The organism is Bacteroides sp. AM16-13, from assembly GCF_003602705.1.
GTDB lineage: Bacteria > Bacteroidota > Bacteroidia > Bacteroidales > Bacteroidaceae > Bacteroides > Bacteroides xylanisolvens.
The window spans coordinates 17,856-33,782 of sequence record NZ_QTLK01000035.1 but is presented as its reverse complement, the minus strand read 5'-3'; the positions used below and the strand labels follow the sequence as shown (position 1 = coordinate 33,782).

General features: G+C 42.4%; 16 protein-coding genes and 1 pseudogene. 9 read left to right on the top strand and 8 right to left on the bottom strand.

The genetic code is table 11. The annotated features are described in order from the left end of the window. Positions 1–26: 26 nt before the first annotated feature. Positions 27–1,223: a hypothetical protein gene (locus DW173_RS21550; protein ID WP_060451129.1), complete on the bottom strand. Its 1,197-nt coding sequence runs from the start codon at positions 1,221–1,223 to the stop codon at positions 27–29. A gap of 69 nt (positions 1,224–1,292) precedes the next feature. Then, positions 1,293–1,370 (bottom strand): annotated as a pseudogene (locus DW173_RS24435) (SEC-C metal-binding domain-containing protein); the annotation flags it as partial. Between the two features lie 1,321 nt (positions 1,371–2,691). Here DW173_RS24435 and bla point away from each other — a divergent pair. The 3 genes from bla to DW173_RS21530 all read left to right on the top strand — a co-directional run bounded on the left by bla (position 2,692) and on the right by DW173_RS21530 (position 5,721). After that, on the top strand, positions 2,692–3,573 hold the full coding sequence (gene bla / locus DW173_RS21540) for a class A beta-lactamase, subclass A2 (protein WP_117811056.1): 882 nt from the start codon (positions 2,692–2,694) through the stop codon (positions 3,571–3,573). Between the two features lie 76 nt (positions 3,574–3,649). Further along, positions 3,650–5,122, top strand: a complete 1,473-nt coding sequence (locus DW173_RS21535; protein ID WP_120145200.1) for a GNAT family N-acetyltransferase — start codon at positions 3,650–3,652, stop codon at positions 5,120–5,122. A 74-nt stretch (positions 5,123–5,196) separates the two neighbouring features. Further along, entirely contained in the window at positions 5,197–5,721 is a 525-nt protein-coding gene (locus DW173_RS21530; RefSeq protein ID WP_120145199.1) for a hypothetical protein, read from the top strand. Positions 5,722–5,791: 70 nt separating this feature from the next. Here the strand turns inward: DW173_RS21530 and DW173_RS21525 are convergent, their stop codons facing one another. Beyond that, positions 5,792–6,466 carry a MarC family protein gene (locus DW173_RS21525; protein ID WP_049703233.1) on the bottom strand — a complete coding sequence of 225 codons (675 nt, stop codon included), beginning with the start codon at positions 6,464–6,466 and terminating at the stop codon, positions 5,792–5,794. Between the two features lie 159 nt (positions 6,467–6,625). Between DW173_RS21525 and DW173_RS21520 the strand changes: the two genes are divergently transcribed. Then, entirely contained in the window at positions 6,626–7,606 is a 981-nt protein-coding gene (locus tag DW173_RS21520) for a linear amide C-N hydrolase (RefSeq protein ID WP_117684331.1), read from the top strand. Between the two features lie 265 nt (positions 7,607–7,871). Here DW173_RS21520 and DW173_RS21510 read toward each other — a convergent pair whose 3' ends face one another. Together DW173_RS21510 and DW173_RS21505 are read right to left on the bottom strand one after the other, a co-directional pair. Then, on the bottom strand, positions 7,872–8,336 hold the full coding sequence (locus tag DW173_RS21510) for a MaoC family dehydratase (RefSeq protein WP_004308264.1): 465 nt from the start codon (positions 8,334–8,336) through the stop codon (positions 7,872–7,874). Positions 8,337–8,456: 120 nt separating this feature from the next. Continuing rightward, positions 8,457–8,984 carry an SGNH/GDSL hydrolase family protein gene (locus tag DW173_RS21505; protein ID WP_167509111.1) on the bottom strand — a complete coding sequence of 176 codons (528 nt, stop codon included), beginning with the start codon at positions 8,982–8,984 and terminating at the stop codon, positions 8,457–8,459. A gap of 119 nt (positions 8,985–9,103) precedes the next feature. On the opposite strand from DW173_RS21505, the gene DW173_RS21500 reads away from it, so the two are divergent. Together DW173_RS21500 and DW173_RS21495 are read left to right on the top strand one after the other, a co-directional pair. Further along, entirely contained in the window at positions 9,104–10,942 is a 1,839-nt protein-coding gene (locus DW173_RS21500; RefSeq protein ID WP_120145197.1) for an RluA family pseudouridine synthase, read from the top strand. 67 nt (positions 10,943–11,009) lie between these two features. Further along, the gene (locus DW173_RS21495) at positions 11,010–11,993 is read left to right on the top strand and encodes a fimbrillin family protein (RefSeq protein WP_004325099.1); all 984 of its coding nucleotides are present in this window, start codon (positions 11,010–11,012) and stop codon (positions 11,991–11,993) included. Positions 11,994–12,110: 117 nt separating this feature from the next. Here DW173_RS21495 and DW173_RS21490 read toward each other — a convergent pair whose 3' ends face one another. Together DW173_RS21490 and DW173_RS21485 are read right to left on the bottom strand one after the other, a co-directional pair. Beyond that, a complete protein-coding gene (locus DW173_RS21490) occupies positions 12,111–13,484 on the bottom strand; it encodes an MATE family efflux transporter (protein ID WP_009040784.1) in 1,374 nt (457 codons plus the stop codon). Positions 13,485–13,604: 120 nt separating this feature from the next. Further along, complete coding sequence (locus DW173_RS21485) at positions 13,605–13,808, bottom strand: hypothetical protein (protein ID WP_008771178.1); 204 nt, start codon at positions 13,806–13,808, stop codon at positions 13,605–13,607. A 184-nt stretch (positions 13,809–13,992) separates the two neighbouring features. Between DW173_RS21485 and DW173_RS21480 the strand changes: the two genes are divergently transcribed. The 3 genes from DW173_RS21480 to DW173_RS21470 all read left to right on the top strand — a co-directional run bounded on the left by DW173_RS21480 (position 13,993) and on the right by DW173_RS21470 (position 15,429). Continuing rightward, entirely contained in the window at positions 13,993–14,292 is a 300-nt protein-coding gene (locus DW173_RS21480; protein WP_008021113.1) for a nitrous oxide-stimulated promoter family protein, read from the top strand. Positions 14,293–14,312: 20 nt separating this feature from the next. Continuing rightward, on the top strand, positions 14,313–15,044 hold the full coding sequence (locus DW173_RS21475; RefSeq protein ID WP_008021112.1) for an SDR family NAD(P)-dependent oxidoreductase: 732 nt from the start codon (positions 14,313–14,315) through the stop codon (positions 15,042–15,044). A gap of 118 nt (positions 15,045–15,162) precedes the next feature. Further along, positions 15,163–15,429: a zinc ribbon domain-containing protein gene (locus tag DW173_RS21470; protein WP_004314772.1), complete on the top strand. Its 267-nt coding sequence runs from the start codon at positions 15,163–15,165 to the stop codon at positions 15,427–15,429. A gap of 85 nt (positions 15,430–15,514) precedes the next feature. Here DW173_RS21470 and DW173_RS21465 read toward each other — a convergent pair whose 3' ends face one another. Continuing rightward, positions 15,515–15,790, bottom strand: a complete 276-nt coding sequence (locus DW173_RS21465) for a GNAT family N-acetyltransferase (protein ID WP_004314771.1) — start codon at positions 15,788–15,790, stop codon at positions 15,515–15,517. Between the last annotated feature and the right edge of the window lie 137 nt (positions 15,791–15,927).

The window sequence follows — 15,927 nt, the reverse complement described above, 5'->3', positions numbered from 1 at the left end:
CATCTGTTTTTAGCATTCAGCATACATCATTTGGCATATATTAAAGGGTATTCCACTTCATCGGAGATTTCATAAGTATCCGTAAAGCGAAGTTCGTCGGCATACTGTGACGCCAATTGGCAGAAAAAGATTAATTTCTCTCCACGTGTCACCTCTTTCCGGTAGCGATAGTTCATCACAAAAGAGAACAGGTGGGTGCTGGACGCCATAAATGAATTATGCACTTCCTGCAAGTTTACGGTATCTATCATTTGCGACTGCCCATCCAGGTATCCTTCCGGAATGGCATCTGCCAGTTGTTTCATTCCTTTCGGAGAATTTTTCTGCCGCGCGACAAGTTTCTTCAAAATCTGAAAAGCCTCATCGGAAGTCCGTAGATTATCAATGGAAAGCTTGATGCGATAACCGACCTGCGGCTCCATCCAGACAGGATTTTTTTGTGCGGCAACAGAACGGATACTTGTATGTTCTTCCAACAAGAACTGGTCTTTCAAGTACTTCAACTTCTTTACTTTCTCAAAGATACGGTTCTGATAATCTATCAGATTCAGATAATGGATGATTTGTTTCTGGATTTCAATTAGGTTATGGTACGAGTCATTTAGCTGAAGTTTCACGTCACTAACTACATTCCGCATTTGTACGTCCATCGCCACCCGGAAGAAAACAGGCTGTCCGTAGTCTATCAATTCCTCACTTTTACGGATCAGCAGAGCAATATTATTCCGTTTCTCATCGAGGCGGACAAGTTTGGTTTTCTTTATCTTATAATTCGGTTCGTTCTTATAAGTATTATCCATGTTCCTTTTCAAGTCCATCACATTGCGGACTGTAGTCAGAGCGATGTTTTTCAGGCAGCGTTTCACTTCACGCTGGTAGTTGTATTTACGTTGTTCGTTATTCTCTTTCAAGTAATAGTCAATGTTTTCATTCAGTCGTGTCAGGTAATCCTGCACGAAAGATACATTGATTTCTTCATTTACTTCGAGTACATCTTCAAAGAATTTCAGATAAATATCCTCCATTTCAAGGAAGTCGCCAGTGTCCCGGATAACTCCATAGTCTATCAGATAGCGGATACGCTCTTCTTTGTACTCTGTCATTTCAAGCGCATAATCATAACGGAACGAAAGAGATTTCCGTTTAGCAAACATTTCTTTCAAGAGTTCTTTCTCTCGGTCGAGACTCTTGACCAGTTCTTCTATGGAACGAAAAGTACTCATCTAATTCACTGTTCTTCCAAATTCATAATATGTCTCATTGCAGGATATTCTTCCACAATCGTCCTTTTCTTAATTATTTCTTCCACAACACTTTTTATACTTCTTCCCGCTTCCACAGGGACAAGGATCGTTCCTTCCGACCGTGTGTCCGGAAGGCATGCCACGAAACAGATTGTCTATCCTTGCCTGCATTTCCGGAGTAATGTCCATACCGGCAGCTTCCATATTGGGACCTGCAACAATGCGGGGAGGATTCTTTTTTAATTTGTCTTTTTCAAATAAAACGAATGCTTCATCCGAAGAATAACCTTTCAAGAACCAACGGGGACAATGATTCACATAATCCATAAATAGTTCAATGGCCTCTTGCAGTTCCTGCATGGAAGAAAGTTTGTGGCTAATCATTGAAGTAATAATAGACATTGAATTTTCTTCCGTTTGAGCAGTAAACCACAAATATGCCAAACTGCTATTCGCTTTTTCCTCCGTATATCCCAGTTTCTTCATCATATACTCCTTCAATTCATCCCAACACGGATTAGGAATGATACTCAATGGCATCATGCCCGCTGAAAAGGCTTCCTCTTTAGAAAACTTCTTCCTGTCCGGTATATCACGGCGCAGATACAATTGCTCCTCCAAAGATTCAAAATCATCCAAAAAAGGAGACTCTATGTAAAGGTTTGTATTATAACCATCTTCCACTTCAAAGGTTAGTCGCTGTATCAATGCCGAATTAGCCAAACTGTCAGCTATTTCTTCTTTTGTCACTGAATGCTGCAAATAGCCTACCAGTATATACAATAAGTCCGAATAAGAGAGAAAACCATATAAATTTACGATTCCACAGGCATACTGTTCTATCATAAAACGAACAGATTGCTTTTGGGAAGTCAACAGTTCATTCAGATAAGGAGCTACTGCCTCACGCAATTCATCGCAGATCATATAACGGACTTTACTCTCATCCATGTGACTACAGTCCGTTGCTATGAAAGAAAGAGTTTCCAAAGTAGTCACCAAAAAAGAATTTGTACATTCTACGTAACTACCAGATCCCGCTTTCACTAACTTATCAAGTAATGCCAGTTCATAATGCGTCAACCGGGAAAGCCACATTTCAGGACAGGTCAAAACAGCTTCTGCAAAATAAGTTACATACTCATCCTTGTGCAACTTGGTAGGAACAGGTAAAAGCAAAATTTTCGCCATCCTCTTTAATTCCTCTTTTGTATTCATCTTCAAGCCATCCACCAATTTCAATGACGGCTGAAACAATTCCGACTGACATTTTAACATAATATCTATTCACTTATTGATTAATTCACAAAAGTAGGAATTTCTTATCCGACATCACTATTTTTGAATGAGAATTTGCAAAGGCAATTACTATTTATACCTTTGTGACTTCAATAGAGAATGTGATTTCAATAGAGAATTAGTAACCCGTTAAAAGAGGAAATTGATTATGCGTTCATTCATAGTGCTTCTTTGTTTAGTACCCACCCTCCTGCTTGCCCAACAAAGCAAACTTGAAACACAGTTGAAACAGGCAATCAAAGATAAGAAAGCTGAAATAGGGATTGCCGTTATTATTAACGGAAAAGATACAGTAACTGTCAATAATGACATTCACTACCCGTTGATGAGCGTATTCAAGTTTCATCAGGCGTTGGCATTGGCCGATTATATGGGAAAGAAAAAACAATCACTGGACACCCGGTTGCCAATCAAAAAATCAGATTTAAAGCCAGATACTTACAGTCCGCTGCGAGATAAATATCCGCAAGGGGGAATTGAAATGAGCATTGCCGACCTGTTAAGATACACACTTCAGCAGAGCGATAACAATGCTTGCGATATTCTTTTCAACTATCAAGGTGGTCCGGAAGCTGTGAATAGGTATATCCATTCATTAGGAGTTCGGGAATGTGCCATCGTTGGAACAGAAACGGCGATGCACAAAGACTTGAATCTATGTTATCAAAACTGGACCACTCCGTTAGCTGCTGCCGAATTATTGGAGATATTCCACAAGAAACCTTTGTTTGCAAAAGTGTACAAAGACTTTATATATCAGACAATGGTGGAATGTCAAACCGGGCAAGACCGTTTGGTTGCTCCGTTGCTTGATAAAAAAGTAACCGTAGGTCACAAAACCGGAACGGGAGACCGGAATGCGAAAGGACAACAGATTGGTTGTAACGACATCGGTTTCGTTCTTTTACCCGATGGACGTATTTATAGCATAGCTGTCTTCGTGAAGGATTCTGAAGAAAACAGTCAGGCGAACAGTAAGATTATCGCCGATATTTCCCGCATCGTTTACGAATACGTAATACAGCATTAAGAGCGACACAAAACACGTTCGGTGCGAATCAGGATTGAAACAAAGTAAAAAGTAATAGGAATAAAAAAACATTTATATGAAACTGCATCATATTGCCATTTGGACCTTCCGGCTGGAAGAATTAAAAGAATTTTATGTCCGCTTCTTCGGAGGAAAAAGCAACGAGAAATACATTAATCCCAAAAAAGGATTTGAGTCATACTTTATTTCTTTCGGAGAGGGAACTGACTTGGAACTCATGAGTCGTACAGACGTACAAAACACACCCATTGAAGAAAACAGGGTCGGACTAACACACTTTGCTTTCACCTTTCCCAGCCAGAAAGAAGTATTACGTTTCACCGAACAGATGCGTTCGGAAGGATATACCATCGCCGGTGAACCGCGTACTTCGGGAGACGGATACTTTGAAAGTGTTGTGCTCGATCCTGATGGAAATCGGATTGAATGTGTATATCAGGAAATAACAGGAGGAGGAGAAGGAAAAGGGGAAGGAAAAACAGAAACAGCAATCGGAACTGAAACTGAAGTTGGACCGGAAGCTGAAGCTAGACCAAACACTGAAACAGAAAGTATTCATTCCGTAACGCTCGATACAGAACGCTTGCTTCTCCGCCCTTTTGAAGAAGAAGACGCAGAAGCATTTTTCGCCTGTTGCCAAAACCCGAATTTGGGGAACAATGCCGGATGGCCGCCCCACCGGACATTGGAAGAGTCCCGCCGTATACTCCATTCCACATTTATTAATCAGGAGGGTATATGGGCAATGATACTAAAAGAAACGCAACAACTGATCGGTTCCGTAGGAATCATCCCCGATCCCAAACGGGAAAACCCACAAGTGAGAATGTTGGGTTATTGGCTCGACGAGACTTATTGGGGCAAAGGATATATGACTGAAGCAGTGCAAGGCGTTCTCAAATACGGTTTTGAAAAGTTGAAACTAAGCCTCATCACTGCCACTTGTTATCCACATAATAAACGTTCGCAGAAAGTCCTGAAAAAGAACGGTTTCATCTATGAAGGAACCCTCCATCAGGCAGAACTGACTTACAACGGAAATATCTACGACCACCAGTGTTATTATCTCCCCGGCATCTCCCAACCTACTCCGGAAGATTATGAAGAAATCCTCCATGTATGGGAAACGTCCGTCCGTCACACGCATGATTTCCTGACGGAAGAAGATATCCAGTTTTACAAACCACTGATGCGGGAACATTATCTACCAGTCGTTGAACTTTTTGTTATCCGCAATGCCAACGGAAAGATTGTCGCTTTCATGGGACTAAGCGACGAACTGATCGAAATGTTGTTTGTACACCCTGACGAGCAGGGAAAAGGATACGGCAAACGATTAATAGAATACGCAAGAGACAAAAAACAGATGGATAAAGTAGATGTCAACGAACAGAATGAAAAGGCACTCCAATTCTATCTCCATCTGGGATTCCAGATCATTGGCAGAGATGAAACGGACAGCATGGGTAAACCTTTCCCCATTCTTCATTTACAACTGCCGGAAGCCAATCCCGGTAACAGAAATTAATCTCAAACAAACATCAGTTGAGTAAGTGCCCCCAAGCAATTGTTGAGCTAATTTAATGATAAAAGAAAAGAAACATGAACCTACGTGCCAGATTATCCGAACGTGTACACATTGAAGATATCAGAGAAGTACTTCATTTCATACAGGACGACGAGCGTCTTAGAGAAGAAATCTACCAACTGATATTCGACGAAGATCACATTGTTTCCTATCAGGCACTGTGGGTATGTACCCATTTCTCCAAAGCAGATGTAGAATGGTTGAGCCAACGACAGGACGAGTTGATTGATGCCGCCATGACCTGTCCACATTCGGGAAAGCGGAGAATGATCCTGAACCTGATATGCCAGCAACCTGCCGCCGACCCGCCACGAGTGGATTTCCTCGATTTCTGCATGGAACACATGATATCACGTGAAGAACCAGCCGGTGTGCAATCTCTCTGCATGAAACTGGCTTATCAACTGACGCGCTCCATCCCGGAACTGCAACAGGAATTACGTACCATGCTGGAAATCATGGAACCGGACTTACTAGTTCCTGCCATCCGCTCTGTACGAAGAAACACCCTAAAGGCTATGAGAGCAAAGAAAAATTGATTGTTTTATCACTTTCATTTCAATAAGTACAAATACGTATTTAGCTGTCAAATAAGAATATACCTATCAATCAGAGTATATTCAGATGGAATATTTGAGATATACCCGTCACTGAAATCTGAATACCGATACAGAAAGTAAAAAAGGCTACGAGCTTATTAATGATTTGATTTCCCACAGGTCCCAATTTCTGAATGAACCTCTGTCCTTGCGAAAGAAACACATAGAAGATAGCCGCCATACAGATAATGACAAGCGCAATGACCAAATAATTAATTCCGGTTTGCAATAGTTTGCCTTTGACACTGGCGGACGCCATCAAAGTAAAGATGACCGATATGCTACCCGGTCCGATACTGATAGGAAACGTGATGGGATAAAAAATCTTCTGTTCGATATTCTTCCATCTGAAACCATCTACATTCTGACTGGCTTCTCCTTTATCAGTAGAACCCGAATCGCCCAACAACTCCATTGCCGTCTTACAGATCAGTATTCCACCTCCCAACTGAATAACGGGAATAGCCAAACCGAAAATCAATAGAAACAGATGCCCTATCACCAACGTCCCTACACCAATCATTATAAAATTGAACGTCAGTTTCTGAATAGCCGCTTTCCGCTGTTGAGGATCGAGATCTGTAAAAAATCCATTGACAACAAAACCGTTTCCCAGAGGATTTATCACCGGAAAAAGCGCCATAAACGATGACGAAAATATAATGAGAAGATTACTTAATGACATAATACCTGTTTTTTTGATACTTTATTAATATCTGATACTTATCTAAAACATAAATGGAACGTTATTGTTTTGAGAATATGTTTTTGCGGAATGAATTCGCATCCGTTGGATTCCCTGTAAAAGCAGCTTATAATAAACCTTTAACTAGAAATTAAAATTATGTGTACAAGAGTCGTTTATTCGGGAAAGAATGGAATGGTGGCAACCGGCCGGTCTATGGATTGGAAAACAGAAATGCACAGTAATCTTTGGGTATTTCCCAAAGGTATGGAAAGAAATGGAGAAACGGGAAGCAACTCTTTGAAATGGACTTCCAAGTATGGCAGTGTGGTAACTTCGGCTTTCGAGATTGCCAGCACAGACGGGATGAATGAGAAAGGTTTGGTAGCCAATCTATTATGGTTGCCCGAAGCAGAATATCCGATCAGGGATCAAAGCAAACCGGGACTTGCCATTACTGCATGGGTGCAATATATGCTGGATAACTTCGCCACCGTAGACGAGGCCGTGGCCGCCATTGATGAAAATACTTTTCAAGTAGTATCGGATATGATGCCGGATGGCTCCCGCCTGGCAACCCTACACTTATCCATTTCTGATGCAACAGGTGATTGTGCGATATTCGAATATATCGGTGGAAAGCTGACTGTCTACCACAGCAAGGAATACAAAGTGATGACCAACTCCCCAACCTACAACAAGCAACTGGCACTGAACGAGTACTGGAAATCAATAGGCGGATTGAGTTTCCTGCCCGGAACCAACCGTCCATCCGACCGTTTTGCAAGAGCCAGTTTTTATATCAATGCCCTGCCCCAAACAGATGATGTGAGAATAGCCATAGCAAGCGTATTCAGCGTTATCCGAAACACTTCTGTTCCTTATGGCATCTCTACTCCCGAATTTCCGGAGATTTCCACCACACAATGGAGAACGGTATCGGATAGTAAAGATCTGCTCTATTTCTTCGAATCGAGCCTGACTCCCAATACGTTCTGGGTAAATCTTCGGGAAATCGACTTGTCAGAAGGGGCTCCGGTACTCAAATTATCTATCGCCAATGGTGAAACTTATCACGGAAATGCAACCAAAGACTTTAAACCGGCACAGCCGTTCAGATTCATGGGAGTAAAGGGGTAAACGGGAATGTACATAAACTTATCCTTACTGATAGCCCAAATAAAAATCGTTGTAGGTATTCACGAGAAGTCAACGTCAGCCCCCTGATTGACGTGGAGAAAATTAATACAGAAAAGACTGATATATAAGAGATTGATGCTGAAAAGAAATAGTGACGGTATCCGCTTGCGATAGTGACGGTATCGTTGTCATATACCGTCACTATCCTTATCGGATACCGTCACTATCACAAGTAGATAGAATCTGTGTCTTTTTCAGCTTATTATTAATTGAAATAATAAAGGAACACAGCAATTCCTTCCAGCGCCTTCTTTGGTTGGTCTTTTATTTCGATAGCAAACTTGATTTCCGCTTTTGCCACACCACGCAGATTAGTCAGCGAGTGCAAAGTAGTCACCAGACGGATGCTCTGTCCTGACAATACAGCCTGACCGAATTTCATTTTGTCCATACCGTAATTAATCATCATTTTTAGGTTATTCACCTGGATAATCTGATTCCACAAATAAGGAAGCATGGATAATGTCAGGTAGCCGTGAGCAATCGTGCTATGATAAGGGCTGTCTACTTTAGCACGTTCCGTATCTACATGAATCCATTGATGATCCAGCGTTGCATCAGCAAAAAGATTGATACGTTCCTGCGAGAGTTCCACATAATCGGAAACACCTATCTGTTGGCCTACTAGTTTTTCGAATTCTTCGTACGAATTGATAATTACTTTTTCCATAAGTCTTATCGTTTTTATGGGGGTTATTTACTATTAAATTGGGGACAAAAATAGGAAAAATAAACTGATATGCCACCAAATTTATAAATAAAAGCAAGGAATGAAGTATTTAGGTATGTTTTACAAACCGGAAACCTGTTTCAGTGCTTCTGTCAGAATACTGTACCCCTTACCATTCAAATGTAAATCGTCGAGAGTCAACTCCGGATTCAGCCTGCCATCCTGCAATAAACGATTGAATACGTCCAGATAGACAATATCCGTTCCCTGCAATTTTTCGTGTATCTTCCGGTTAAGGATCTGGATAAATTTATTCACAGCCGTACTGTAATCATCATAATCATTACGCGGAAAAATACAGAAAAGATATGTTTTCAGTGAAGGAACGGCAAGAACCGCTTTTACATAACGCTCTACATATTCATCTATATTTTCATCGTTCAACTGATAAATATCATTGGTTCCGAATTGAACAACGACCTGGCAATCGGAAGTGTCTACCGCAAAAGACTCCACATAGGCCAGCCCTTCACCGGGAGCACCATAGTTCAGACATTCCCATTGTGGGAAATAGATATCCAGTGCCCAAAAAGCCATGTGACTGTTGCCAAGAAAGGCAAATTTTGGTTTTTCTTCTATCCTATCCATACAAATTCATTCAAACGTCCACGTTATCTCACTCAAACTCTCAAACAAATATAGAATAAAATTCGCGGATTTACGTTACTTTTGCAAAGGTAATCACATTCATTCATATATATAAACCGATGATACATTTTTTCAAGAAACCCGTTTCTCACCTTGCGTTGCCGGAGAAATTCACTTATCCTTTCCATTATACCCCTCATCCATTGTGTGTGTTGGCTGCGGAAGAAGTGAAAGCATATATTGCAAGCCGGAAAGAATGGCAAGAGGAATTAGCTTCCGGAAAGATGTTTGGAGTGTTGATTGTGCAAACGGACAACGGAATAACAAACAACGAAGAAAATCAGATTGGTTATCTTGCAGCTTTCTCCGGCAATCTGGACGGAAAGAATCTGCATCCTTATTTCGTTCCTCCTGTTTATGACCTATTACAACCGGAGGGATTCTTCAAAATCGAAGAAGAACAGATTTCTGCCATTAATATCCGTATTCGTGAATTGGAAAACAGTAGTTCTTATCTCGATTCAAAAGAGAAATGGAAGATAGAAACGGAACAGGCTAAAGCTGTTTTGAATCAAGCAAAAGCGGAGCTTAAAATGGCAAAGGAGGCGAGAAAGATTCGCCGCCAGTCATCTCCCGAGCTTTCCGGAGAAGAACAAACCTCCCTGATTCGGGAAAGCCAATACCAAAAGGCGGAATACAAACGACTGGAAAAGGAATGGAAGAAACGATTGGAAGAGCTCGAAACGGAAGTCAGGCACTTCGATATTGAAATAGAGCGATTGAAAACCGAACGAAAAGAACGTTCGGCAGCTTTACAAAGAAAATTATTCGAGCAGTTCCGGATGCTAAACGCCCAAGGAGAGGTGAAAGACTTATATACTATTTTTGAGCAAACGGTTCAGAAAGTTCCTCCTGCCGGTGCGGGTGAATGTGCTTTGCCTAAGTTATTGCAATATGCGTATCTTCATCAATTAAAGCCATTAGCTATGGCTGAATTCTGGTGGGGCGACTCTCCTAAAAACGAAATCCGGCATCACGGATATTATTATCCTTCCTGCAAAGGAAAGTGCGAACCGATTCTGCAACACATGTTGCAAGGATTGGAGGTAGACGAAAATCCACTGCTGAATCCTGTTCATGAAGAGGAAGAACTAGAAATCGTGTTTGAAGATGAATGGTTGCTGGTAGTCAATAAACCGGCAGGGATGTTGTCCGTTCCAGGAAAAGCAGAGGACAGAGATTCAGTCTATCATCGTTTGAAGAAGAAATATCCCGAGGCTACCGGCCCCATGATTGTACATCGGCTCGATATGGCTACTTCAGGATTATTACTCGTTGCCAAAACAAAAGAGGTACATCAGGATTTACAGGCACAATTTGCAAATAGAAGTATCAAGAAACGCTATATGGCTGTGCTGGATGGGACGATAATAAAAACAGAGAAGGAGACAAAGCCAATAGCAGAGAAAGCTATATTACTAGCAAAGGAAACTGTATCAACGAAAAAAACAGCAAAAGCAGAAAGAACAGGAAATACAGGAAGAATCGAACTCCCTCTTTGTCTGAATCCTCTCGACCGTCCTCGGCAAATGGTCAGTAGAGAACACGGGAAAGAGGCGATTACAGAATATCAGATCATCAGTGAGTCTGAAAGAATTACCAGTGAATCTGAAAACACTTTCAACGAATCAAACAGGATTGAATCAGAAAGGAGTATCAATGAGTCAAGAAAATACACCCGGATTGTCTTCTATCCATTGACCGGACGAACACATCAGTTACGAGTACACGCAGCTCATCCGGAAGGCTTGGGATGCCCCATACTTGGAGACGAACTCTACGGAAAGAAAGCAGACAGACTATACCTCCATGCCGAATATATAGAGTTCCGCCATCCCATATACGGAGACATTCTCTGCATACAGAAAGAGGCCGATTTCCATAAAAAATATGATTAAGCCATGAACCAAATTCTTTTTGAAATGTATATAGGGGTAATTACTAATTTTCAAAAAGAACCTGACTATGGACATCAAATTCCGCATTACAAAGTATTTAGCCGTATCTGCTTTAGCAATGCTGCTACTGGGAGCCTGCTCCAAAAACAATATCTACATCAACTATCCTGACGAAGAAAACAACGGAGGTTCATCCGGCTCCGGCAATGATGATAACAACGGTAACCCGGCCAAAGAGAATGCGCTGATTACTTTCAGTGCTTCCGTAGAAGGACGAAACATCACACGAGCCATGTCCCCCATGGGAAAAGGACTTCAAAGCTGGTTGTGTGCCTATACAGCCAACACATCGAACAATATCACAGGCGCTCCCGTTGCTCAAGGCAACTATGTCACCTCCTCCCCCGGTGTGCTGACAGGAAATCTAGGATATAAAATGTATTTGAGCAATGCTATCTATAGCTTTTATGCCGTATCATGCAATTCCACCAGCCCGGCGCCTACTTTCACCAACGGACTATCCGAACCTTTATCCAACGGAGTAGATTATCTTTGGTGGCACGCGGTTCATCAGGACATCGCCAGTTCACAGGTAAACATCCCCATAACCTACCAACACGCAGCCACGCAAGTAGTTGTAGCGATCGCCGGAGGAGAAAATATCACTTTAAACAAGATACTTTCCGCTACCATCACCCCGCCGAAACCGGGCGCAATCATGGACTTGTCAACAGGTATCATCACTTCGGAAGTCAGCTATGACAAAGCAGCCGATATGGGAATCAACGACTTCACCGTACAATATATCATGCTACCCGTAAAGAGCTCCTCTCCCATGACCTTGACACTGGAGCTGATGGTAAACGGAGAAAGCTTTTCACGTACCTACACCACTCCGCTCACTCCACCCAACAACCTCCTGTCAGCCGGAAATTCATACCTTTTCCGGGCAGTTATCAATGAAAACTCCATCTCATTCGCCAATGTCAGTGTGAAAGAATGGACAGAGGTAGACGAAAGCGGAAACCCGCTATACCCTGTACAAGATTAAAATATCCGAAATAAAATCAAAGCAAACCAGGTTACGCAAGCCACAAACCGGGTTATGCAAACTGCAAACCGGGTTATGTAAACTGCAAGTCGGGTTACGCAAGCCACAAACCAGCAATCATGCCACCGTTTGCGTAACCTGACTATTCGTAAATACCTGCTTCTTCAACCTGCGATAAACGTAGATAAAGGCCGGCACGAGGAATAAGTCTGCCGCTATCCAAGCCATCGGATCACCGTAGCAGACAGCAATAAAACCGAATACCGGTACGGCATAGAGACTGACAAGAATACGAGCAATCATCTCCGCCACTCCAGAGAACATGGCAAGATTGGTAAAGCCTACTCCCTGAATGGTATAACGCAAGATGCACAACAAACCAAGCATTGGGAAGAACATACAGGAGACATGCAGGAACAACTCCGTATCCAGCAGAATTTCCGTTTCCGACGGGTCTACGAAGATCAACGCGAAATATTTAGCCCCTATCATCAGAAGAAGGAACGTGAAAGCCGCATAAATAATCATCATCAGAGCACTAGCCTTGATTCCCAACCAAATACGTTCCGGTTTACCCGCTCCGTAATTCTGTCCGCTATATGTAGCCATCGCAATGCCCAAACTCTCGAACGTACAGATAAAGAACATCTTGATGCGCATAGCAGACGTAAAGGCTGCCACACACGCCGTTCCCAAGGCATTATTCGCACTCTGAAGCATGATGCTGCCGATAGCCGTGATAGAAAACTGCAATCCCATAGGCACACCGATGTAGAGCAGCGTCTTAGCCAGTTTCGACTGGAACCGGCGCTCTTTCGGAGTACCCTGCAATATTTCAAACTTCCGGTACATATAAATGTAGCAGAGAACAGCCGACAATCCTTGCGAAAAGACAGTAGCAATAGCAGCTCCCGCCACTCCCCAGTCAAGTACCAGAATACAGAACAAGTCGAGAATGATATTCAGAACAGCCGCAAACAACAGAAACCAGAAAGGCGTCTTACTGTCTCCCAACGCACGGATAATGCTCGAAAGAAGATTATAGAAAAACGTACACGGCACACCGATGAAAGTGACAAGCAAGTAAGCATAAGCTCCTTCAAAAATATTCTCCGGCGTACGCATGATCCGAAGAATATCCTCACATAAAATACAGGTGAGAAGTGCAATTACCACCGACATTCCCGCAGCCAGTTTCAGACTGACAGCCACATAACTGCGCATCGTACTGTAATCCCGCGCCCCAAACTTCTGCGCAACGGGTATTCCGAACCCTCCGCAACATCCATTGCAGAACCCGAGAATGAGAAATACCACTGACGTGCTGGCTCCAACAGAAGCTAACGCGTTTATTCCCAAGAACTTTCCTACAATTGCAGCATCAACAAGCGAATACGTTTGTTGCAACAGATTGCCAAGTAAAAGCGGCAGTGTAAACTTTAAAATGAGAGGTAATGCCGGCCCTGCCGTCATTTCTTTAGAAGTTGCCATACGTCTATGTTCTAAAATTGGGCGCAAAGATACGGAATATTCAACGAATTAATCCTTGTTTCCCGTCCCTCTTTTAGTTGACATAAATCAAAAAATTGTGATTAAACACTAAACAGTTAATCATTTAACAAGTCGTTTAGGCGAACCATGCCACGAACAACCCAGACAGAAAACCTCTGTCAAGTCGAACCCTTCCATCGAATCTTCCGGATATTTGGGAACGACTTCACCATTTTCGAGCACATAAACCAACAGCCTTTCACCCTGTTCATTCTTCACATACATGGCTGCAATCTTGCATTGCGGACATAATAACTTTTTCATGCCGCAAAGATACAGATTGTTTCCGTCATCCACAAGCTCTTCAGAAGATGTTTCAAAAAGCCTGTTCATGATTTACCATCAGAAAAGAAAATACCCACCAGAAAGATACATTTTAACAAAATACGCCTGTGATTCTGCATAATCTTCGCTATCTTTGTCAATCCAAAGTGTAAAGAAGAAAGAGATGAAGGTATCACGCATCGCACACGAAAAGAAAACAGTAGAGTTAATGATCCGCCTCTATTGTCGGAAAAAAGAAAAAAACAAGATTCTTTGTACCGACTGTGAAGAGTTGCTTCGCTATGCACATGCCCGTCTCGACCGTTGTCCGTTTGGAGAGAAAAAGGGTGCATGCAAAGAGTGCACGGTACATTGTTACAAGCCTGTCCTGCGCGAACGAATGCGACAGGTAATGCGTTTTTCCGGACCGAGAATGTTGTTCTATGCACCCTGGCAAACCATACGACATTTATTGAACCTATAACTTACTAAAAAAAATCAGTAATGAAAAAAGCCATTATCATAGGGGCCACCTCCGGTATCGGACAAGAAGTTGCAAAATGCCTGTTACTGGAAGGCTGGAAAATAGGAGTAGCCGGCAGACGGCAATCTTCTCTCGAAAACCTGCAACGGGCAGCACCGGATCAAATTCAAATCCAAGCATTAGACGTAACCCAAGAGGATGCAAGCGAAAAGCTGAATCTGCTCATCGACAAACTAGGCGGCATGGATTTGTTTCTTCTTAGTTCCGGCATCGGTTTCCAGAATATGGACCTGAACATGGAAGTAGAATTGAACACAGCACACACCAATGTAGCAGGCTTTATCCGGATGGTAGATACCGCTTTCATGTACTTCAAGAAAAACGGAGGCGGACACCTCGCCGTTATCAGTTCCATTGCCGGAACGAAAGGGCTCGGAGTTGCTCCTGCCTATTCCGCCACCAAACGTTTTCAAAACACTTATATAGATGCGCTCGAACAACTGTCACACCTGCAAAAGCTACATATCCGTTTTACCGATATTCGTCCCGGATTTGTAGCCACCGATTTACTGAATGACGGAAAGCATTATCCACTGCTGATGGATGCCGCCGAAGTGGGCCGACATATCTCCTGGTCGCTGAAGCGCAAACAACGGGTAGCAGTAATCGACTGGCGTTACCGGATTCTGGTGTTTTTCTGGAAAATGATTCCCCGCTGGATGTGGAAACGCCTGCCGGTAAAAACAAATTAACCCCAAAAGTGAACAAGCCGGGAAATGAACAGGTAATTAGCAAGATCAGATAACTCCTATTCCAATAATTCTACCTATATTTGTCCTGTAACATAAACTTATAATCTAACAAAAAAAGATGGAACAAAAAATTTGTCAGAGTTGCGGTATGCCGATAGACGACTCAACTTTTGGAAAAGAAGCAGACGGTAGCAAGAATCAGGATTATTGCCACTATTGCTATGCGGACGGACATTTCACGAAAGAGTGTACGATGGACGAAATGATCGAACTCAACCTGAATTACCTCGATGAGTTTAATAAAGACTCGGAAGTGAAATACACGGTGGAAGAAGCACGTAAAACGATGAAAGAGTTCTTCCCCCAGTTGAAGAGATGGAAATAATCAATCATGAATATAGAAATGTGTCGAAAATAACCTAAAACCATATCTCGACACATTTTTACATTCTAAAGCTTTTTCACTGAAATCAATCACTATTGCCATTCAGTTCCGGATGGCGTTCCAACCACTTCACTGCGTAAGAACAGGTGGCTTTCGGTTTCATTCCGTTGGCTATTGCGTAGTCGTACGCAGCTTTCACCAATGCAGCGGCTATTCCGCGACCTTCTATCGGGCGGGGCACGATGGTATGAATGATGTCGAGAGAATCACCTAAGAGGCGATATTGCACAAAGGCGGTACGACCGTCTACTTCTGTCTTAAACAAATGCTGTTCGGGCTGATGAATAATTTCGTAATCCATAATCTATATTGTTTTAAAGTTCATTATTGTTTTAAGTACTCTTGCCTAATAATTATCTATTATCAGGCACGGATTTTACGTTTTTTTTCAAAATGACGCATAGATAAAGCAACAGTGTTCATCAGCGTAATTCGTGC